This window comes from Vibrio sp. Isolate23, from assembly GCF_022398095.1.
In the GTDB taxonomy this organism is placed as follows: Bacteria; Pseudomonadota; Gammaproteobacteria; order Enterobacterales; family Vibrionaceae; genus Vibrio; species Vibrio coralliilyticus_A.
This window is the reverse complement of sequence record NZ_JAKEUV010000007.1, coordinates 1-19594: the sequence shown is the minus strand read 5'-3', so window position 1 is coordinate 19594 and position 19594 is coordinate 1. Positions and strand designations below refer to the sequence as shown.

Annotated in this window: 19 protein-coding genes and 10 tRNA genes; 20 read left to right on the top strand and 9 right to left on the bottom strand. The window is 46.2% G+C overall.

The window, feature by feature from the left end; translation table 11 throughout:
- Window positions 1-3 precede the first annotated feature (3 nt).
- The 4 genes from L1D31_RS16160 to L1D31_RS16145 are packed head-to-tail and all read left to right on the top strand — an operon-like array spanning window position 4 to window position 2841.
- Window positions 4-1458: a M48 family metallopeptidase gene (locus L1D31_RS16160; RefSeq protein WP_239838103.1), complete on the top strand. Its 1455-nt coding sequence runs from the start codon at window positions 4-6 to the stop codon at window positions 1456-1458.
- A 49-nt stretch (window positions 1459-1507) separates the two neighbouring features.
- Window positions 1508-1852 carry an arsenate reductase (glutaredoxin) gene (arsC, locus tag L1D31_RS16155; RefSeq protein WP_239838102.1) on the top strand — a complete coding sequence of 115 codons (345 nt, stop codon included), beginning with the start codon at window positions 1508-1510 and terminating at the stop codon, window positions 1850-1852.
- Entirely contained in the window at window positions 1849-2418 is a 570-nt protein-coding gene (gene wrbA, locus L1D31_RS16150) for an NAD(P)H:quinone oxidoreductase (protein ID WP_239838101.1), read from the top strand. Before arsC ends, wrbA begins: the two co-directional genes overlap by 4 nt.
- Window positions 2419-2421: 3 nt before the next feature.
- Entirely contained in the window at window positions 2422-2841 is a 420-nt protein-coding gene (locus tag L1D31_RS16145) for a DUF2069 domain-containing protein (protein ID WP_239838100.1), read from the top strand.
- A 29-nt stretch (window positions 2842-2870) separates the two neighbouring features.
- Here L1D31_RS16145 and L1D31_RS16140 read toward each other — a convergent pair whose 3' ends face one another.
- Window positions 2871-4094: a DUF2066 domain-containing protein gene (locus tag L1D31_RS16140; protein ID WP_239838099.1), complete on the bottom strand. Its 1224-nt coding sequence runs from the start codon at window positions 4092-4094 to the stop codon at window positions 2871-2873.
- Window positions 4095-4338: 244 nt separating this feature from the next.
- Between L1D31_RS16140 and L1D31_RS16135 the strand changes: the two genes are divergently transcribed.
- Entirely contained in the window at window positions 4339-5586 is a 1248-nt protein-coding gene (locus L1D31_RS16135; RefSeq protein ID WP_239838098.1) for a uracil-xanthine permease family protein, read from the top strand.
- Between the two features lie 61 nt (window positions 5587-5647).
- Here L1D31_RS16135 and ybaK read toward each other — a convergent pair whose 3' ends face one another.
- The 8 genes from ybaK to hemA form a co-directional block, all read right to left on the bottom strand.
- Complete coding sequence (gene ybaK / locus L1D31_RS16130) at window positions 5648-6121, bottom strand: Cys-tRNA(Pro) deacylase (protein ID WP_239838097.1); 474 nt, start codon at window positions 6119-6121, stop codon at window positions 5648-5650.
- A gap of 84 nt (window positions 6122-6205) precedes the next feature.
- On the bottom strand, window positions 6206-7867 hold the full coding sequence (ushA, locus tag L1D31_RS16125; protein ID WP_239838096.1) for a bifunctional UDP-sugar hydrolase/5'-nucleotidase UshA: 1662 nt from the start codon (window positions 7865-7867) through the stop codon (window positions 6206-6208).
- Window positions 7868-8267: 400 nt separating this feature from the next.
- A complete protein-coding gene (gene kdsA, locus L1D31_RS16120) occupies window positions 8268-9119 on the bottom strand; it encodes a 3-deoxy-8-phosphooctulonate synthase (protein WP_239838095.1) in 852 nt (283 codons plus the stop codon).
- 43 nt (window positions 9120-9162) lie between these two features.
- Window positions 9163-9972 (bottom strand): SirB1 family protein, encoded by an 810-nt coding sequence (locus L1D31_RS16115; protein WP_239838094.1) that lies wholly within the window; start codon window positions 9970-9972, stop codon window positions 9163-9165.
- Window positions 9973-9991: 19 nt separating this feature from the next.
- Window positions 9992-10375 (bottom strand): SirB2 family protein, encoded by a 384-nt coding sequence (locus L1D31_RS16110; protein WP_239838093.1) that lies wholly within the window; start codon window positions 10373-10375, stop codon window positions 9992-9994.
- Window positions 10376-10377: 2 nt separating this feature from the next.
- Window positions 10378-11247 (bottom strand): peptide chain release factor N(5)-glutamine methyltransferase, encoded by an 870-nt coding sequence (gene prmC / locus L1D31_RS16105; protein WP_239838092.1) that lies wholly within the window; start codon window positions 11245-11247, stop codon window positions 10378-10380.
- Window positions 11248-11250: 3 nt separating this feature from the next.
- Window positions 11251-12339 carry a peptide chain release factor 1 gene (gene prfA / locus L1D31_RS16100; protein ID WP_239838091.1) on the bottom strand — a complete coding sequence of 363 codons (1089 nt, stop codon included), beginning with the start codon at window positions 12337-12339 and terminating at the stop codon, window positions 11251-11253.
- Window positions 12340-12392: 53 nt separating this feature from the next.
- Complete coding sequence (gene hemA, locus L1D31_RS16095) at window positions 12393-13649, bottom strand: glutamyl-tRNA reductase (RefSeq protein ID WP_239838090.1); 1257 nt, start codon at window positions 13647-13649, stop codon at window positions 12393-12395.
- Window positions 13650-13811: 162 nt separating this feature from the next.
- Between hemA and lolB the strand changes: the two genes are divergently transcribed.
- The 15 genes from lolB (at window position 13812) to L1D31_RS16020 (ending at window position 19576) form a co-directional block, all read left to right on the top strand.
- Window positions 13812-14429, top strand: coding sequence for a lipoprotein insertase outer membrane protein LolB (gene lolB, locus L1D31_RS16090; RefSeq protein WP_239838089.1), 618 nt, complete (start codon window positions 13812-13814; stop codon window positions 14427-14429).
- Entirely contained in the window at window positions 14426-15298 is an 873-nt protein-coding gene (ispE, locus tag L1D31_RS16085) for a 4-(cytidine 5'-diphospho)-2-C-methyl-D-erythritol kinase (protein WP_239838088.1), read from the top strand. The genes lolB and ispE overlap by 4 nt, the downstream gene beginning before the upstream one ends.
- A 29-nt stretch (window positions 15299-15327) precedes the next feature.
- Window positions 15328-16272, top strand: coding sequence for a ribose-phosphate pyrophosphokinase (locus tag L1D31_RS16080; protein ID WP_239838087.1), 945 nt, complete (start codon window positions 15328-15330; stop codon window positions 16270-16272).
- Window positions 16273-16416: 144 nt separating this feature from the next.
- A complete protein-coding gene (gene pth / locus L1D31_RS16075; protein WP_239838086.1) occupies window positions 16417-17007 on the top strand; it encodes an aminoacyl-tRNA hydrolase in 591 nt (196 codons plus the stop codon).
- Between the two features lie 10 nt (window positions 17008-17017).
- Entirely contained in the window at window positions 17018-18109 is a 1092-nt protein-coding gene (ychF, locus tag L1D31_RS16070; RefSeq protein ID WP_239838085.1) for a redox-regulated ATPase YchF, read from the top strand.
- Between the two features lie 269 nt (window positions 18110-18378).
- A tRNA-Met gene (locus L1D31_RS16065) sits at window positions 18379-18455 on the top strand.
- Between the two features lie 39 nt (window positions 18456-18494).
- Window positions 18495-18579, top strand: a tRNA-Leu gene (locus L1D31_RS16060).
- 30 nt (window positions 18580-18609) lie between these two features.
- Window positions 18610-18684: transfer RNA gene (locus tag L1D31_RS16055), tRNA-Gln, on the top strand.
- A gap of 78 nt (window positions 18685-18762) precedes the next feature.
- A tRNA-Met gene (locus L1D31_RS16050) sits at window positions 18763-18839 on the top strand.
- 48 nt (window positions 18840-18887) lie between these two features.
- A tRNA-Leu gene (locus L1D31_RS16045) sits at window positions 18888-18972 on the top strand.
- 30 nt (window positions 18973-19002) lie between these two features.
- Window positions 19003-19087, top strand: a tRNA-Leu gene (locus L1D31_RS16040).
- A gap of 30 nt (window positions 19088-19117) precedes the next feature.
- Window positions 19118-19192 (top strand) — tRNA-Gln (locus L1D31_RS16035).
- A gap of 53 nt (window positions 19193-19245) precedes the next feature.
- Window positions 19246-19330: transfer RNA gene (locus tag L1D31_RS16030), tRNA-Leu, on the top strand.
- Window positions 19331-19363: 33 nt separating this feature from the next.
- Window positions 19364-19438 (top strand) — tRNA-Gln (locus L1D31_RS16025).
- 53 nt (window positions 19439-19491) lie between these two features.
- Window positions 19492-19576 (top strand) — tRNA-Leu (locus L1D31_RS16020).
- The last annotated feature ends 18 nt before the right edge of the window (window positions 19577-19594 follow it).

Genomic DNA, 19594 nt, shown 5'->3' with positions numbered 1-19594 from the left:
AATATGTTTAAACATACGCGTTCGATTGTCTGCTTATGTGTAGCGGCTTCTCTTGGTGCACCATCACCTATCTACGCCAATACTCTTGACCTACCCGATATTGGTACCGCAGCCAGTAGTACACTGACCATAGATCAGGAGCTGCAATACGGTGATGCCTATATGCGCATGCTGCGTAATAATCAGCCCATCGTCAATGATCCAGTTTTGAATGAGTACATTGATAGCTTAGGTCACCAATTGGTCGCTAACGCCAATGACGTTAAGACACCATTTACCTTCTTTATGATCCGTGACCGCAATATCAATGCATTTGCATTCTTTGGTGGGTATGTTGCTCTACATACCGGACTGTTTCTTCATGCCCAAAGCGAAAGTGAGTTGGCTTCGGTCGTTGCTCACGAGATTGCCCACGTAACTCAGCGCCATCTCGCTCGCAGTATGGAAGAGCAAGCACGACGTTCGCCGGCAACCATGGCAGCACTAGCTGGCTCTCTGTTGCTGGCTATTGCTGCCCCAGAAGCTGGGATCGCCGCAATTACCGCCACTACCGCGGGAAACATTCAAGGCCAGATAAATTACACACGCAGCAACGAAAAAGAAGCGGACCGATTTGGCATCGATACCTTAGCCAAAGCGGGGTACGACGTTAATGCGATGCCACGCTTCTTCAGCCGCCTAGCCGATGAGTATCGATACGCTAGCAAGCCACCACCAATGTTGCTGACTCACCCATTGCCGGAAGATCGCATTACCGACAGTCGTGCAAGAGCGCAGAATTACCCAGCCCGTCGTGTCGATCCTTCACTAAATTATAACTTAGCCCGTGCTCGTGTTGTCGCTCGATATGCGGGCATCAGTGCGAAATCAGCCATGGATTGGTTTTCTCGTACAGAAAAGAAAGCACCAGAAAATCTCAAAGTTTCATTCCAATATGGTCGAGCGCTGGTTCATCTTGATAACAATGAACTGGACGAAGCCAGTGAGATTTTGCAATCACTCATCAAATTGCAACCTGACAATAACTTCTATCTCGACGCCATGTCTGACCTGTATATAGCGCAGGAAAAAGCATCACAAGCTGAGAATATATTGCAAGCGGCACTTAAGGACAAACCTAAGAACTCAGTACTGACGATCAATTACGCGAATGTGTTAATGAAGCAAGACAAGAATGAAGAAGCCATCAGAGTCCTTCAGCGGTATACCCACGACAACCCGAATGATGTCAACGGCTGGCACCTGCTTTCAGAAGCGAATATTCATCTTGGTCGCAGTGACGAAGACCTTGCTGCGCGAGCCGAGGTCTTAGCTCTCAAAGCCAATTGGAATAAGGCTATTCAGTATTATACTCAGGCAAGTCAGCTCGCGGAGCTTGGCAGTCTCAAGCAAGCACGTTACGATGCGCGTATTGATCAGCTGATGGTTCAGCGAGATCGTTTTATGGCTCTACAATAACGACCAGCAGCACTCAGTGCTGCTTACTTATAATTCGGAGATTAACATTATGTCAGTCGTGATTTATCACAATCCACGTTGCTCAAAAAGCCGACAAACATTGGCACTACTAGAAGAAAAAAACATCCAACCTGAAATCGTAAAATACTTAGAAACCCCACCTAGTGTTGCGGAATTGAAAGAACTCTACGCCCAGCTTAACCTGACTGAAGTGCGTGCCATGATGCGCACTAAGGAAGATATCTATAAAGAGCTCAATCTCGCTCAAGCGTCAGATGAGCAGCTTTTTGAAGCCATGGCAAACAACCCAAAACTGATTGAACGACCAATTGTGGTCAATAACGGTCAAGCCAAGCATGGCCGTCCACCAGAGCAGGTTCTCGATATTTTATGAGTTGCCAAATCGTCGTCCTCTATTACAGCCGACACGGTTCTACTCGCGCATTAGCACGACAAATCGCTAGGGGGATAGAGTCTATCCCTCATTGTGAAGCCTTGATTAGAACCGTCGCTGATATTGATGAAAGGATTACACCTCAAGACCCTGTATTGACCTTGAAAGAACTACAAAACTGTGACGGGTTAGCTATGGGAAGCCCGGTGTGGTTTGGCAATATGTCAGCGTCTTTGAAACACTTTTGGGACCAGACGACGTCTTTATGGGTCTCTGGTGACTTGATTGACAAACCAGCCTGTGTATTTAGCTCTTCTTCTAGCTTACACGGTGGCCAAGAGACTACGCTGCAAACCATGATGTTGCCTCTTCTCCACCATGGCATGATGATTTTAGGAATCCCTTACTCGGAACCCAGCTTGCATACCACTCAAACGGGCGGGACGCCTTATGGAGCTACCTCCGTTAGCCATGATGGCAACACATTAAGTAAAGAAGAGAACGAGCTGGCACAAACGCTAGGCAGGCGCCTCGCTACTACCGCTTTAAAAGTGAAGGACAAATAACACATGCAGGCAATGCAATCTCATACAAAACTGTTTCGACTTCTTGCACTGTTTGGCAATCTAGGTTTACTTACCTGGGTCGCACTGTGGCAACTCAGTTTATCTCCCCACCCTCACATCAGCAGCACCACACTTGCCATTGCTTGGAGTATCCCTCTGTTATTACCCCTGCCCGGGATCCTCGCAGGTAAGCCTTACACACATGCGTGGGCAAACTTTGTGCTCATGTTGTACTTCTTACATGCCTTCACCATCCTCTATGTGGATGGCGGTGAACGCTGGTTAGCGAGCATTGAGCTGGTACTGACAGCTGCCGCTTTTGTCGGCAATATTCTCTACGCACGTTCAAGAGGTAAAGAGTTAGGACTCAAACTCAAACGGCTGTCTAAAGTAGAGAAAGAAGAAAAAGAGCGATTCGAATAAAAAGGTCTGGCATTTGCCAGACCTTTTTATTATTCAATGACTTCATCAAGAGCTGTGTCAGTTTTTCCCTCGGGGGACTCTGTATGGTCAATGGTGGCTCTCGTGGGAGCACCTTGCCACTCAAACACCAGCACTTGCTCTGCTGGGATAATCTCTGGTACATCAACAGTGAGGTCACTTGACTCTGTTGATAGATCATCATTTACGGCATCAACAGGCTGCTCGCTCTGCTCTTGTTGTTTAACGACCGGCTGTGACTCAGTTGCACTTTCTAGTTGCACCACTTTTCCCATGCGTGTCACTTCATGTTCAAATTCTGCCTGAGAAGCTAATAAGTGGATATTAAATGTAACTTGATTGCCCTGAATTTTCAGAATATCCAACGATGCCACAGAGCTTAGCTTCTTGAGCTGATTTTCTACAGTAAAGAAATCGACAGCATTATCTAGTGAAGTAAACCGCACCTTGATGGTTTCAGAAGATTCGCTTGCAACAACAACAGCACTCTTCTTCGCATAGTAGTCGCTGATTTGGTTAACCATTTTCATTGCTGCTTCTGCGCCACCATTAGATCCAGACACAGGTGCCTGACGCGTAACGCCTATCGTAGCGGGTTTTTGATCATATAAAGTCCAGCGCAACGAGTTGCCCTGCACTCTGACAACCACTACAGCATCTACTGGATAACGTTGACTTGCCTCACCTACTGGGCGTGCAAAACCTCCCCATAAATCAGAGACAGCTACACCTGTAATATCATCAAAATCACCGACAGGCACAGTCAATGGTAAGCCACGTCTTTGTGCTTCAATACGCATCTGATTCAGTACCTGTGAATCAGAGTGCTCCCAACTGATATTACGATCATGCTGAGTTTCTTCCACTAACCACACTAATAGGTTGGCGCGTGCTGCAGGCCAAATTGGGAGTTGAGCCTGACTCAACAAAGAACGAATATGTGGCGCACTAAAGCCTAATCGTAGTGTTTGCTGACCATTTTGTTGCCCATAGCTGATTTGAGTAAGGTACTGAGAATTTTGCTTTAGCGCCTTTTTTACCACAGGATTAGACACCGCATCCTGATCACCGGAAGCTCGGACGATGATCTCTTTCATCCCGTCCACACGCGCTTGTGCGTCTGCATTGTCAGCACTTTGGTCGAGCACAATTTCTGTTTGATATAAATCTACATTGGTCAATGCTGCTGCAGGTAATCCTACTAGCGCTAAAGCCAACAAAACTAAATGACGCATAGCTTTCCTAAAGTCAGTTTTTTATTGCAACTTCGGATGATAAGCAACTATCTAATTTGGAGCAACTAAAGCTCAAATTTATGTGTTTTGCCCCTTGAAGTCATCAAGCTAAGTTATTGGTCAATTACTGTTTATTTGATCCGGCTCAGATTGCAATCGTTTGCCAAGGTGATAAGATCCCGCGAATTTTGTGTTTAGCAGGCTCTGCTATCGCTGCTCTTAGTTGCTACTAAAGGAAATAAAGATGAAAAATGCCATTCAAGGCGCTCAAATGCTTTTCGTTGCATTCGGCGCGCTCGTGTTGGTACCTCTGTTGACTGGGCTAGACCCTAGTGTTGCATTATTTGGTGCTGGTCTTGGAACCCTTCTCTTTCAATTTATGACCCGACGGACGGTACCTATTTTCCTTGCTTCGTCTTTTGCTTTTATTGCCCCGATTCTTTACGGTGTCCAAACTTGGGGCATTCCAGCCACCATGGGGGGGCTAATGGCGGCGGGTTTTGTTTACGTCATTATGGGTGCAGTCATTAAACTCCGCGGCGTAGAAATCATTCATAAGCTGCTGCCTCCTGTTGTTGTCGGTCCGGTAATCATGGTGATAGGGCTGGGCCTTGCTCCCGTTGCTGTGAACATGGCATTAGGTAAAGGTGGTGATGGAACGCAGCTCATCGACGCTGATGCTTCGCTTGTGATTTCAAGTATTTCCTTACTCACAACAATCATCATCAGCGTTTTCGCTAAAGGCTTTCTCAAGTTAATGCCAATTCTTGGTGGGATTATCGCAGGTTATTTAACCAGCCTAGTATATGGCGTGGTCGATTTTGGCCCAGTCACGCAGGCGGCTTGGCTGTCACTACCTAATTTCACGACGCCAGAATTCAACATTAACGCAATCTTATTTATGATTCCTGTCGCGATAGCCCCTGCCGTCGAACACGTCGGTGATATGTTGGCTATCTCCAATGTCACTGGTAAAGACTACCTGAAAAAGCCAGGCCTACATCGCACCGTTGCTGGTGATGGCGTAGCAACGATTGCCGCATCTATGGTTGGCGCACCGCCTAATACGACTTACTCTGAAGTGACAGGTGCCGTCATGCTGACCAAAGCCTTCAACCCAGTAATCATGACTTGGGCAGCGGTGACCGCCATTATATTAGCTTTAGTTGGCAAACTTGGTGCAGCACTACAAACCATTCCTATGCCGGTTATGGGCGGCATTATGATCCTATTATTTGGTTCAATTGCAACGGTTGGCCTGAACACCCTGATCAAGAACAATGTCGACCTGCACAAATCCCGCAACCTAGTTATCGTTGCGATCACCTTAGTATTTGGTATCGGTGGTATGGCTTTTGGTATTGGCGAATTTAGCCTACAAGGTGTGAGTTTGTGTGGTATTGTCGCAATCCTTCTCAACCTGTTACTTCCACAGGACCTAGGTGAAAATCATGTTGTCGACAATGCGCAAATGGAAGAAGAAGCAAAGTAAAATAAGGCGCAGATAGCAAGAGGGTTGATGTGATGGCATCAACCCTCTTATCGTATAATCTCTAGAGGCATAAATCTGCAAACTGACCTCGTGTCAGTGAGGCTAAATCTTTCGGTGCAAGTTCAATCTCTAACCCACGCTTGCCTGCACTGACACAGATCGTCTCTCTGTATTCGGCACTCTGATGTATAAATGTCGGTAGTGCTTTTTTCTGTCCAAGTGGGCTAATGCCACCCACTATATATCCCGTGGTGTTCTGAGCTATCTCTGGATTTGCCATCTCGGCTTTCTTCGCTTTCGCTGCTTTTGCAGCCAACTTGAGGTTCAGCTTTTGATCGACTGGTATCACCGCAACCGCTAAGTTTTTAGGTTCACCGTTTATGCTAAACAGTAAGGTCTTAAAGACTTGTTCAGGATCTTGCCCCAGCGCCTCTACTGCTTCCATACCATAGCTATTTGCACGAGGGTCATGATCATACTGATGAATAGTGTGCGCCACTTTTTTCTTCTTCGCGAGATTAATTGCTGGGGTCATACTGATTCCATTAGATACATAACAAAAAGCGCTGCAGAATGTGCAGCGCTTTTAAGTTAATGAGATTTCGACGTTTGAGTCAACTTACTTGTAAATAATCTCGCCAGCAGGTGCGTACTTGTTCACATCGACTGGGCTGTTCGCTTCTAGGTACTCTTTTAGAACTTCAGCATCGACAAAACCAGTGTTCACATAACCAGGGTGACCTGTCAGTTTAGGGTAACCATCACCGCCCGCTGCGTTAAAGCTTGGGATGGTGAAACGGTAACTCTCATCAAGGCGAAGTTGCTCGCCACCAATGAACACATTAGATACTTTGCCGTCTGCCACTGTCATAGAGATACCGGCAAACTGTGCGTAAGCGCCAGAATCAACAGGCTTAGTTGCCACTACGTTTAGGTAATCCAGCACTTCTTTACCTGACATGTCAGTGTAAGTCAGGATATTCGCGAATGGTTGTACTGTTAGCACATCTTTGTACGTTACATCGCCACCTTCAATGGAATCACGAACACCACCAGAGTTCATTACCGCAAAATCCGCTTTGGCACGTTCCATATGTGCAGTCGCGATAAGACGGCCGAGGTTAGTCTGCTTGAAGCGAACCACATTACGGTCACCTTCAAGTTTACCGTTCGTTTCTGCGATCTTAACGTCTAGTTGTGCTTTACCTTTTTCTTGGTAAGGACGTAGGAACTCCAGTAGCTCTTCGTCCTGCTTGATTTCGTCTTCAATAAGAACACGCTGCTTCTTACCGTCGATCTTAACCTTCTTCTTCAAGTTAACTGGGATTAGGTCGTAGCTCACCATTTCTAGCTCACCGTTACGGAATTCGTAATCCGCTCGACCAACGTATTTACCCCACTCGTGAGCTTGAACAATGTAAGTACCGTTTTGCAGATCTGGCTTACATTCGTCAGAAGGCTTGAAGTTCTTCTTCACGACGTTAGGCGCTTCCATACATACTGGCTCTTGAGAGTGACCACCGACGATCATATCCAAAGAACCTTCGTCTAGGTAGCGAGCAAGAGCCACGTCACCCGGAGCATTAACACCACGCTTACCGTCTTCGTAGTGACCCATGTGAGTCACAGCAAAGATCAGATCGGGCTTTTCCGTTTCTTCGATCTCAGCAATAAGCTTCTTCGCTTCTTCTTTAGGATCACGGAAGTCGATACCACCAATAAACTCTGGATTACCGATTTTCGCCGTATCTTCAGTGGTTAGACCAATAACGGCAATCTTAATGCCCTGCTTATCAAACATCTGGTAAGCCTGGAACATACGCTCACCCGTTTTTTTGTCATAAATGTTTGCCGATAGCATCGGGAAGTTTGCCCACTCTTTCTGCTTAAACAGCACTTCAAGTGGGTTATCAAATTCGTGGTTACCAAGAGCCATGGCATCGTAACCAATTTTGTTCATGCCTTTAAAATCTGGCTCAGCATCTTGCAGGTCAGACTCTGGAACACCTGTGTTGATGTCACCACCTGAAAGCAGCAGCACACTACCACCTTCGGCTTCTACCTCTGTACGCAGCTCATCAACCAATGTTTTGCGAGCAGCCATGCCGTACTCGCCGTATTTGTTCTGCCAGAAACGACCGTGATGGTCATTCGTGTGTAGAACGGTCAGCTTATAAGTTTTATCCGCTTCCCACTCTTGCTGAGGTGCTGTCGCACACCCTGCTAGAGTGGCAAGAATTGCTGCGCTTAGAGCGGTTTTTACAATCAGGCGTTGCTTCATTGTCATACCTTTGAACTATTGGGTTTCCACTGCATTAGATACTGTGCCTATTGAACAGACATGCTCAGCAATCAGTCGCTGAGAACTCAGTAAAACTTGAACTAGTTTAAATTAAGCTATTTGGGGCGGCATCTTGATTTCATATTTATGTAGATTAGATCACCCTAATTGACATTTAAGTGTGTAACAAAGCAGCATAATTACACCTGTTCTATCAAACGGTCACAAGCAAACGTTTGACTGTGAGTTAACATCACCGAACGGCAAGTGTGAGGTTGAGCGTTTACTCAACAAAGAACGAAAACATAACTCCGGCTTTAACAAGAGTTTCATCGATTTATAAGCCGTCTGAAACAAAAAAGGTTAGCCACATGGCTAACCTTTTCTCAACAATAAATACTTATTTAATGTCGATGTGGTCGAAACCTTTAATCAAGTCATCTAGCGCTTTCATTTGCGCTAGGAAAGGTTCCAGCTTATCTAATGGCAACGCTGACGGGCCATCACATCTTGCTTTTTCAGGGTTCGGATGCGCTTCGATAAATAAACCAGCAATACCCGTTGCTAAACCCGCTTTTGCCAATTCAACAGTCTGCTCACGGCGACCGCCTGAAGCTGCACCTGATGGATCGCGCATTTGCAGTGAGTGAGTAACATCAAAGATAATCGGGCTACCTTTTGACGATTTTTTCATCACACCAAAACCCAGCATATCAACCACTAGGTTATCATAGCCATGGCAAGAGCCTCGCTCACAAAGAATAATGTTTTCGTTACCACATTCCGCGAATTTTTCTACGATATTACCCACCTGACCAGGGCTCATAAATTGAGGCTTTTTCACATTGATCACAGCGCCAGTTTTCGCCATCGCTTCAACAAGGTCAGTTTGACGAGCCAAAAACGCAGGTAGCTGAATCACGTCAACCACGTCAGCCACGGGCTGTGCCTGAGCTTCTGTGTGTACATCGGTGATAATTTTTACACCGAACGTATCTTTCAGCTCTTGGAAGATTTTCATGCCTTCTTCTAGGCCTGGGCCGCGATACGAATGAACAGAGCTGCGGTTCGCTTTATCAAAAGACGCTTTGAACACGTAAGGGATGCCAAGCTTTTCGGTCACTTTGACATAGTGCTCACAGATCTGCATAGCCAGATCACGAGATTCAAGAACATTCATACCCGCAAACAAAGTAAACGGCTTGTCGTTAGCCACTGGAATGTCACCAACATGAACGATTTTCTGTTCCATTTTTTTCTCTCTATTTCTCTGTGTAGGCCAACCCAAAGCTGGACTAATGGAGTGTCACCTGAGTCCCACTCATGGCGTTAACTTGATTTTTTAACAGCTCTGCTGCTGGGTCATCTGGGCACTGCTCAATAAAATATTGATAGTCACTCAATGCGACCTGATGGCAGTCGAGCTGCTGGTAGATGAATCCACGATCGCGTATCTCATACGGGTCATCCGGCACGAAAGTCAGTGCTAGGTCAGTACACCTCAGGGCCAAAGTATAGCGTTCCTCACGCAGTAAGGCGCTTTTAATCAGTGCCAGCCAACGGCCAATCACGGTTGGGTTATCGACAGACTTGAGGTGTTTAGCTTCGAGAGTCGCCAATGGCCCACTATGACCAATCAACCATGCCCCTAATACATGTTTAGAGACATACTCCCCACTAAATGGATTAATAAATTGCGGGCTCTCACCATACCATTCTAGTTTTAACAAAAACTGGCTTGGAAAAGTGACACCTGTCAGAGGAAAGCCCAACTTTCGTCCTAGGTAAAGTAACAGTGCTCCTAAACTGACCGGGATGCCTTTTCGGCGCTCGAGGACCTTGTCGATAAAAGCATTCGAAGAGTCGTAGTAAGCCTCCTGATCCCCAGCGAACCCCCACTCGTGATAGAAAAGCCTCAATAAGGAGTCAAACCGTTGCTTTTCATCTCCTTCTTGACTGAGACAGAGTTCTGCTTCTTTCAGCAATCGATGCAGTTCTCTCTCAGCCCATTGAACATTGGTAGCAGGATTAATCGCTTTATTTAATATGAGCGCTCCTTCGACCAATTCAATAGCGTCAAAATCTTCATCAAACAACTCAAGCATGAATAGTTCCTAGTCCCGCTTAACCTAAAAATATTGGAGCTTTGCTTACCGCCACTTTACCCGCCATTGCAAGCCAACCCAGTGCCCCAAAGAAGGAAAACGTACGTAGCAGTTTATTTTTACCTAACTTAAGTGCAAAAAAGCCCAATGCAATATAAGCCAATACACAAGTGATTTTTTCTGTCAGCCATGGTGCAGCTGGAGTAAAAGGAATAAATCCAGTGATAAAAATCAGACCAATACCAGACAACAACAAGCAGGTATCGTTAATGTGAGGGAAAACCTTAAAAAACTTCTTCTCCACCAAACCGGAATTTGCCATCATCATCGCATAACGCACAGACAATAAAGTGGCACTGATAGCGATCGTCAATAAATGAAAGTGCTTCAACCCTTCGTACATAATTATCTCTCTTGCTTCCCTGGAGAAAACTGACCTATGGTCACACGGTCATTCTCGCCGTAGTCTTTATAAGTAGTAATATTCTGGAACCCCAGTGAGTCTAAAATGGCTCTCACTGAAGCTCCTTGGTCATACCCATGTTCAAACATCAGCCACCCATCAGGCAGCAAAAATGTCACCGATTGCTTGGCGATATGTATGATATCTGCCAGTCCATTATCTTTTGCAACCAACGCACTCAAAGGCTCAAATCGAACATCCCCTTGTTTTAGATGTGGGTCTTGCGCTTCGATATAAGGAGGGTTTGACACTATGAGAGCAAACTTTGTACCAGCTCCTAGTGGTTCAAACCAACTGCCTGATAAAAATTTAGCGTTACGAATCCCCAAGAGCTCAGCATTGGACTCTGCTAACCGCTTAGCTTCTTGCTTGAGGTCGATCCCCCATACTTGCCGGTTTGGTAACTCTGAAGCAATGGCGAGCGCAATTGCGCCGGTCCCAGTGCCTAAATCTAAAATATCACCCTGATTTTCAATGGCTTTCTCTAAAGCAACTTCAACCAAACGTTCTGTATCTGGACGGGGAATAAGTGTACTGGGTGCCACTTTCAGTGGTAAGGACCAAAACTCGCGCTCACCGGTAATGTAAGCGACCGGTTCACCGCTGAGCCGCCTTTGCAACGTCTTTTCAAAAGCCAGTAATTCCTCTGGCTCAAGAATTTTATCAGGCCACGTCAGTAGAAACGCGCGAGGTTTATTGAGGGTGTGGCAAAGCAGTACCGCCGCATCAAGAGCAGGCGAATCGCTGCCACTCTTCTGAAGCTTTTCGACGGCACTCTTTAATGTGTTTTCAACACTGTGCGCTGCTGCCATTGATTAGTTGTTCTCTGCAAGTGCCGCAAGCTGATCAGCCTGATGCTCTTGCATCACTGGGTCCACCAAGCTGGCTAAATCCCCTTCCATCACTTCGTTCAGTCGGTAGATAGTCAAGTTAATACGGTGATCAGAGACACGGCCTTGCGGGTAGTTATAGGTTCGGATGCGATCACTGCGATCCCCAGAACCAAGTAGATTTCGTCGAGTATCAGACTCTTCCGCAGCGCGTTTTGCTTCTTCCGCCTGAATGATTCGAGCCGCAAGAACCGACATGGCCTTCGCTTTGTTCTTGTGCTGTGAGCGTTCGTCCTGACATTCAACTACCGTACCTGTAGGCAAGTGAGTGATACGAATAGCGGAATCTGTGGTGTTAACGTGCTGCCCACCCGCACCAGAGGCACGGAAAGTATCAATTTTCAGATCAGCCGCTTTGATTTCCGGGATTTCTGCTTCTGGAATTTCAGCCATGATAGCGACAGTACATGCCGAAGTATGCACACGTCCCTGAGATTCGGTCGCTGGAACTCGCTGAACGCGGTGGCCCCCTGACTCAAACTTAAGTACCCCGTAAGCCCCTTCCCCAGTGACCTTAGCGATCATTTCTTTATAGCCGCCGTGCTCAGCTTCATTTGAAGACATGACTTCAACACGCCAGCCTTTCTTCTCTGCAAACTTGCTGTACATACGGAATAAGTCACCTGCAAAGATGCCCGCTTCATCTCCCCCAGCCCCAGCTCGGATTTCGAGGAAACAGTTGCGATCGTCATTTGGATCTTTTGGCAGCAGCAGAATTTGCAACTCTTCACTCAAACGCTCGATAGTGTCTTGTGCTTCTTTGATCTCTTCCTGAGCCATTTCACGCATTTCTGCATCATCTTCCTTCGCCATTTCTTCAGCCGCGACCAAATCTTCTTGTGCTTGCTGGTAGGCTTGGAAACACTTAGTCACTTCCTCTAACTGAGAGTACTCTTTTGACAATGCGCGGAATTTGTCTTGGTCACCGATCACATCAGGATCGCCAAGCAGATGTTGAACTTCTTCATAACGTTCAACCAATGTTTCTAGCTTAGTTAGAATCGAGGCTTTCATAGTTTTCTTAACTCAGGGTTCGATAAATTGGACGTCTTTCACGACCAAAGAAATTAGGAGTCTTCCAGACCCAAACTTTGTCTTAGCGTGGCGAGCTTAGCTGGCTCGCCTTGCTCCGCTGCACTTTGCAGCGCTCGGGTTGGAGCATGAATCAATTTATTTGTCAGCTTATTACTTAGCTCAAGCAGAACCTTTTCTGGATCCGCACCGGCTGCCAAAGATTGGAGGCTTTTACTCAGTAAATCTTCTCGTATGTCATTGGCAGATTTACGGTAATCGCGGATACTGTCAACCGCTTGCAGGGAGCGTAGCCAAGACATAAAGGTGGCGCTCTCTTCACTGACAATCGCTTCCGCTTGAATCGCTTCCACTTTTCGCTGCTCCATGTTGTTCTCAACAATCGACTGCAAGTCATCCACGGAGTAGAGATACGCATCATCGAGCTCTGCCACTTGCGACTCAATATCACGCGGGACAGCGATATCCACCAATAAAATGGGTTGGTGACGACGAGCTTTTAAAGCGGTTTCGACCATTCCCTTACCAATGATCGGCAATGGACTGGCGGTGGAGCTTATCACAATATCAGCGCGAGGGAGATGTTCTGGTATTTCCGGTAAGCCGATAATCTGGGCACCAAACTGCTCGGCAAGTGGCAAAGCACGCTCACGAGTACGGTTAGCCACGATCATCTTGCTACAGCCATTGCTCGCCAGATGCTTGGCAACCAGCTCTATCGTCTCACCCGCACCCACCAATAATACTGTCGAATCTTGTAACGACTCAAAGATGTGTTTCGCTAAGGTACAAGCGGCATACGCTACAGAGACAGCATTACCACCAATATCGGTTTCTGTTCTGACACGTTTTGCCACAGAAAATGTCTTCTGGAAGAGCTTGTCCATCGCGGTATCCACCGCTTTGTGCTCGCGAGAATCCGAATAAGCTTGTTTAACTTGCCCTAGAATTTGCGGTTCGCCTAACACTAGGGAATCTAAGCCGCAAGACACTCGCATTAAATGGCGAATAGCAGCTTGCTCTTCATGAATATAGAGACTGGGTTTTAGATCTTCTGGGCTTACTTGGTGAAATTGCGCAAGCCAATCAATAACTTTGCTTTTTCCAGAAGGTTTAACATCGCAGTAGATTTCAGTACGGTTACAGGTTGAGACAATAACGCTGCCGTTGACAAGAGGGTTATCGCCTAATTGCTTCAGTGCTTGAGGTAACTTCTCCGGCCCAAATGCGACTTTCTCACGCAACTCTACCGAAGCTGTATTGTGGTTAATACCTATAGCAAGCAAAGACATGTAATCGAGGTTCTCTGAATCAGCGAATGAACAAACAAGGACGGAATTTTACTTGATGGCCCAATTTAATTAAAGGGTATTCGGGATATGTTTTCATGACTTCGTGATTTCAATGATATAGTGTGGCGTAAGACAAGGACTTAAATGGATAAATAATCGCCAATGACGACTTACTTTCGTCCCTTACTCATTTTTCTATTCTCTAGTTTCATTCTGTCGGGTTGTGCCACTTTCAACACCAGTACAACGAATGTCGAGTGGCAAACGCATCAACAACGATTAGCCAGTATCGCTCAATATCAGTCCAACGGTAAACTGGGTTATATCTCCCCTAAACAGCGTCAATCTCTGAATTTTCAGTGGAAATACAGCCCAGATTTAAGTCAACTTCGCCTAACGACTTTTATCGGCCAGACCGCTTTGAATCTAAAAATCACACCTAGCGGCACACTAGTCGAGACTTATGATGGTGAAACTTATACCTCACATGACGCTCAGTCTCTCATATATCGGCTGACTGGTTTGATGCTCCCTATCGAACAGCTCAATAGCTGGTTCTTAGGCAGCCCTGCAGCGGCTGACAGTTATATACTCAATGAGACGCACACTCTCGCTTCATTGACCAAACAAATCAACGATAAAGTTTGGCAACTTGATTACCTCAATTACCAAGACATTCAATATCAAGGTAGCGCTTTGCCTCTTCCACAAAAGCTCAAGCTAAAACAAGGCGATATATCAATTAACATCGTGATATCCAAGTGGAATATTGAACAATGATCAGCGAAACAACCCATTGGCCATCACCGGCAAAACTCAATCTATTTCTTTACATTACGGGCCGGAGAGAAAACGGTTATCACGAACTGCAGACGCTGTTTCAGTTCATTGACTTTGGTGACGATATAAGTATCAGAGCGAATGAGACCGGCTCGATCACTTTAACACCTGAGCTACCGGGCCTTCCTCTTGAAGACAACCTCATCTGGAAAGCCGCGATGGCTTTGAAAAACAAAACCGGCTGTGCATATGGCGCAGATATCAGCCTCAATAAACGCTTGCCTATGGGGGGTGGCATCGGTGGCGGCTCTTCAAATGCAGCAACCGTTTTAGTTGCCCTGAATCACCTATGGCAAACTCACTTAACTGAGCAAAAATTAGCTGACATTGGCCTAAAACTTGGGGCAGATGTGCCAGTATTCGCCCAGGGCTTCGCTGCATTTGCCGAAGGTGTGGGTGAAGAATTAACTCAAGCGGAACCCGAGGAAAAGTGGTATTTAGTCGTCAGACCGAATGTTGCGATTGCGACAGTGGATATTTTTACCCATCCAGATCTGACACGAAACACACCAAAGCGCGATTTGGCAACACTTCTTGACAGCCCATACGAAAACGATTGCGAAAAAATTGTTCGAATGCTGTACCCAGAGGTTGATAAGCAACTTTCTTGGCTGCTACAATACGCGCCGTCTAGACTGACAGGAACCGGATCCTGCGTTTTTGCTGAGTTTTCGAGCCAAAATGAGGCCAATAAGGTTCTTGAAAAAGTGCCTGACAACGTCTCCGCTTTTATAGCGAAAGGAAAAAATATTTCTCCTTTACACGAGACGCTTGCTAAGTATCGCTTAGCCCACAATATATCTATCTAAATACTGGACGCAACCCCGAGGTTTCCACCGTGCCTGATATGAAGCTATTTGCTGGTAACGCTACACCTGAACTAGCCCAACGTATTGCTGATCGTCTATACATCTCTCTTGGTGATGCAAGTGTTTCTCGTTTTTCTGATGGCGAAGTCGCTGTACAAATTAACGAAAACGTACGTGGTAGTGATGTTTTCATCATTCAATCTACCTGCGCACCAACTAACGACAACCTAATGGAACTTGTAGTGATGATTGACGCAATGCGCCGCGCTTCAGCGGGCCGTATTACAGCAGTTATCCCTTACTTTGGTTATGCTCGCCAAGATCGTCGTGTACGTTCAGCGCGTGTGCCAATCACTGCAAAAGTTGTCGCTGACTTCCTTTCTAACGTTGGCGTTGATCGCGTCCTAACTATTGACCTGCACGCTGAGCAGATTCAAGGCTTCTTTGATGTACCAGTAGACAACATCTTCGGTACTCCAGTGCTTCTTGATGACATGGAAGCGCGTGGCCTAGAAAACCCAGTTGTGGTTTCCCCTGATTTGGGTGGCGTAGTTCGTGCTCGTGCAACCGCTAAAGCGCTAGGTGATATCGATATTGCTATCGTGGATAAGCGTCGCCCACGCGCTAACGTATCTGAAGTAATGAACCTTATCGGTGATGTTGAAGGTCGTGACTGTGTAATCGTTGATGACATGATCGACACTGGTGGCACACTATGTAAAGCAGCAGAAGCTCTAAAAGAGCGTGGGGCGAAGCGCGTATTCGCCTATGCAACACATGCTGTTTTCTCAGGTAACGCTGCACAAAACATTAAGAACTCCGTACTGGACCAAGTCATCGTGACGGACTCCATTACCCTGTCAAAAGAAATGCAAGCAACAGGTAAAGTCACCACACTTAGCCTATCTCGCATGCTGGCAGAAGCAATTCGTCGTATCAGCAACGAAGAATCGATTTCAGCGATGTTTAATTAATTTCGAATTCGTCAGTTTCTCAAAACACCCCATTTCGGGGTGTTTTTTTATGCCAGAGAATAAACGCTCAAGCACACCTCGCCCGCAATAATAATTCTGTGCTATCATATTGCGCTTTTTGAGATTCCAAGAGAGATCCTTACCTTGAGTCAACAAATCAAACTTCTCGTAGGGCTTGCTAATCCCGGCCCTGAATACGCTAGGACTCGTCATAACGCTGGTGCTTGGGTAGTAGAAGAGCTTGCTCGCGTCCATAACATCACACTAAAAAATGAAGCCAAGTTTTTTGGGGTTACAGGACGCATAATGATAAATGGTCAGGATCTCCGCTTACTCATCCCTACTACGTTCATGAACCTTTCAGGTAAATCCATCGCCGCAGCAGCGAAGTTTTACCAAATTAAGCCTGAAGAAATTATGGTGGCACACGATGAACTGGATTTACCCCCAGGTGTCGCTAAGTTTAAGAAAGGGGGCGGACATGGTGGTCATAATGGCCTGCGCGATACCATCAGTAAGCTAGGCAATTGCAAAGATTTTTATCGTCTTCGGATTGGCATTGGTCATCCGGGGCACAAAGATAAAGTGGCCGGTTTTGTTCTGGGCAAAGCGCCCGCTAAAGAGCAAGAGCTGCTAGAGGCAGCAACAGATGAGTCTGTTCGCTGTTTAGACATTCTACTCAAGGATGGCTTGTCAAAAGCACAAAATCGTCTACACACGTTCAAAGCAGAATAAGGTTATTATCATGGGTTTTAAATGTGGCATCGTTGGTCTACCAAACGTCGGTAAATCAACACTGTTCAACGCACTAACTAAAGCAGGTATCGAAGCAGCAAACTTCCCGTTCTGTACGATCGAACCAAACACTGGTGTTGTACCTGTGCCAGATCTGCGCCTTGATGCACTGGCAAAAATTGTTAACCCACAGAAAATTCTACCAACCACAATGGAGTTCGTTGACATTGCGGGCTTGGTTGCAGGTGCATCTAAAGGTGAAGGTTTAGGGAACAAATTCCTGGCGAACATCCGAGAAACCGATGCGATTGGCCACGTTGTCCGTTGTTTTGAAAATGAAAACATCGTTCACGTTGCTGGTAAAGTGTCTCCGATTGAGGATATCGAAGTCATCAACCTTGAATTGGCTATGGCCGATTTAGACTCTTGTGAGCGCGCAATTCAGCGTAACGCCAAAAAAGCGAAAGGTGGTGACAAAGACGCGAAGTTCGAACTGACAGTACTAGAGAAGCTATTGCCCGTTTTAACTGAAGGCGGCATGGCCCGCACTGTTGAACTGAGTAAAGAAGAACTTGCGGCTATTGGTTACCTCAACTTTCTGACTCTAAAACCAACAATGTACATTGCCAACGTTAACGAAGATGGCTTCGAAGACAACCCTTATCTAGATGCAGTGCGTGAATTTGCTGAGAAAGAGAACAATGTCGTTGTTCCAGTATGCGCAGCAATTGAGTCTGAGCTTTCGGAGCTTGAAGACGAGGATCGTGAAGAGTTCCTAGCGGATATGGGTATTGAAGAGCCTGGTTTGAATCGAGTGATCCGTTCAGGTTATGAACTACTAACCCTTCATACCTATTTCACTGCTGGCGTTAAAGAAGTACGTGCCTGGACAATTCCTGTAGGAGCTACAGCACCACAGGCGGCTGGTAAGATTCACACTGACTTTGAAAAAGGCTTCATTCGTGCCGAAGTGGTCGGCTACGATGACTTCATCGAATACAACGGTGAAAGTGGTGCAAAAGACGCAGGTAAATGGCGTTTAGAAGGTAAAGATTATATCGTTAAAGATGGTGACGTTGTTCACTTCCGCTTCAACGTATAATTTCCTTGCAAGTTATTGACTTTCAAAGCCAGCCTTAGTGCTGGCTTTATTTTTTATGCCGACTAGATCCTCTAAATTAAATCGATAAATGCATGACATTTTGTTATCACTTTTCGATCATTAACACGCCTCTTTGTTTAAAAAGAAACCGAACAGTTGATTTATCCTGATTTCTTCAAAAAAACTATTGACGGCTTTGCCTCAACTTCGCATAATGCGCGCCGTTCCCGACAATAAGCTAACTTATTTGAAGGTACAAAACATGACATGGCTACGTAGCTCAGCTGGTTAGAGCACATCACTCATAATGATGGGGTCACAGGTTCGAATCCCGTCGTAGCCACCATTCCTAAGTGCTCTTGCTTAAGAGTTTTTAGGAATCAATGCGGAAGTGGCGGAATTGGTAGACGCACCAGATTTAGGTTCTGGCGCCGCAAGGTGTGAGAGTTCAAGTCTCTCCTTCCGCACCATAAATTGAATAGTCTTAGGGCTATGCCTGCAGGTCTATCGCCAAGCGGTAAGGCAGCGGCTTTTGATGCCGCCATTCCCTGGTTCGAATCCAGGTAGACCTGCCATTTATTTAAAGTGTAAGCCTTTGGGAAAAAGGGCTTGTCACTGAGAGCGTGAAAGTTTATATTGTCTCGCTCACGAGTGGCTACGTAGCTCAGCTGGTTAGAGCACATCACTCATAATGATGGGGTCACAGGTTCGAATCCCGTCGTAGCCACCATTTATTTTGACTGCTAGCTTTTGGCTAACGGTCCTGTAGATTCAAGTTGCGGAAGTGGCGGAATTGGTAGACGCACCAGATTTAGGTTCTGGCGCCGCAAGGTGTGAGAGTTCAAGTCTCTCCTTCCGCACCATCTTGATATACTCTACAAATAACAATTTATGCGGAAGTGGCGGAATTGGTAGACGCACCAGATTTAGGTTCTGGCGCCGCAAGGTGTGAGAGTTCAAGTCTCTCCTTCCGCACCATAAATTGAATAGTCTTAGGACTATGCCTGCAGGTCTATCGCCAAGCGGTAAGGCAGCGGCTTTTGATGCCGCCATTCCCTGGTTCGAATCCAGGTAGACCTGCCATATACAACGTTATTGAGACTTTACCAATTGTCTTGATAGCTACAGATTAAGATGCGGAAGTGGCGGAATTGGTAGACGCACCAGATTTAGGTTCTGGCGCCGCAAGGTGTGAGAGTTCAAGTCTCTCCTTCCGCACCATTATCTAGATAACTCGATGAGTTATCACACTGCAGGTCTATCGCCAAGTGGTAAGGCAGCGGCTTTTGATGCCGCCATTCCCTGGTTCGAATCCAGGTAGACCTGCCATACACAACGTTAYTGAGACTTTACCAATTGTCTTGATAACTACAGATTAAGATGCGGAAGTGGCGGAATTGGTAGACGCACCAGATTTAGGTTCTGGCGCCGCAAGGTGTGAGAGTTCAAGTCTCTCCTTCCGCACCATTATCTAGATAACTCGAT

Coding starts and splice junctions, on each gene's coding strand:
- lolB (WP_239838089.1), top strand. CDS start 13,812: ATGACGACTTACTTTCGTCCCTTACTCATTTTTCTATTCTCTAGTTTC.
- L1D31_RS16115 (WP_239838094.1), bottom strand. CDS start 9,972: ATGCTTGAGTTGTTTGATGAAGATTTTGACGCTATTGAATTGGTCGAA.
- L1D31_RS16110 (WP_239838093.1), bottom strand. CDS start 10,375: ATGTACGAAGGGTTGAAGCACTTTCATTTATTGACGATCGCTATCAGT.
- kdsA (WP_239838095.1), bottom strand. CDS start 9,119: ATGGAACAGAAAATCGTTCATGTTGGTGACATTCCAGTGGCTAACGAC.
- wrbA (WP_239838101.1), top strand. CDS start 1,849: ATGAGTTGCCAAATCGTCGTCCTCTATTACAGCCGACACGGTTCTACT.
- ushA (WP_239838096.1), bottom strand. CDS start 7,867: ATGAAGCAACGCCTGATTGTAAAAACCGCTCTAAGCGCAGCAATTCTT.
- L1D31_RS16140 (WP_239838099.1), bottom strand. CDS start 4,094: ATGCGTCATTTAGTTTTGTTGGCTTTAGCGCTAGTAGGATTACCTGCA.
- prmC (WP_239838092.1), bottom strand. CDS start 11,247: ATGGCAGCAGCGCACAGTGTTGAAAACACATTAAAGAGTGCCGTCGAA.
- hemA (WP_239838090.1), bottom strand. CDS start 13,649: ATGTCTTTGCTTGCTATAGGTATTAACCACAATACAGCTTCGGTAGAG.
- ispE (WP_239838088.1), top strand. CDS start 14,426: ATGATCAGCGAAACAACCCATTGGCCATCACCGGCAAAACTCAATCTA.
- ychF (WP_239838085.1), top strand. CDS start 17,018: ATGGGTTTTAAATGTGGCATCGTTGGTCTACCAAACGTCGGTAAATCA.
- ybaK (WP_239838097.1), bottom strand. CDS start 6,121: ATGACCCCAGCAATTAATCTCGCGAAGAAGAAAAAAGTGGCGCACACT.
- arsC (WP_239838102.1), top strand. CDS start 1,508: ATGTCAGTCGTGATTTATCACAATCCACGTTGCTCAAAAAGCCGACAA.
- prfA (WP_239838091.1), bottom strand. CDS start 12,339: ATGAAAGCCTCGATTCTAACTAAGCTAGAAACATTGGTTGAACGTTAT.
- L1D31_RS16135 (WP_239838098.1), top strand. CDS start 4,339: ATGAAAAATGCCATTCAAGGCGCTCAAATGCTTTTCGTTGCATTCGGC.
- L1D31_RS16145 (WP_239838100.1), top strand. CDS start 2,422: ATGCAGGCAATGCAATCTCATACAAAACTGTTTCGACTTCTTGCACTG.
- L1D31_RS16160 (WP_239838103.1), top strand. CDS start 4: ATGTTTAAACATACGCGTTCGATTGTCTGCTTATGTGTAGCGGCTTCT.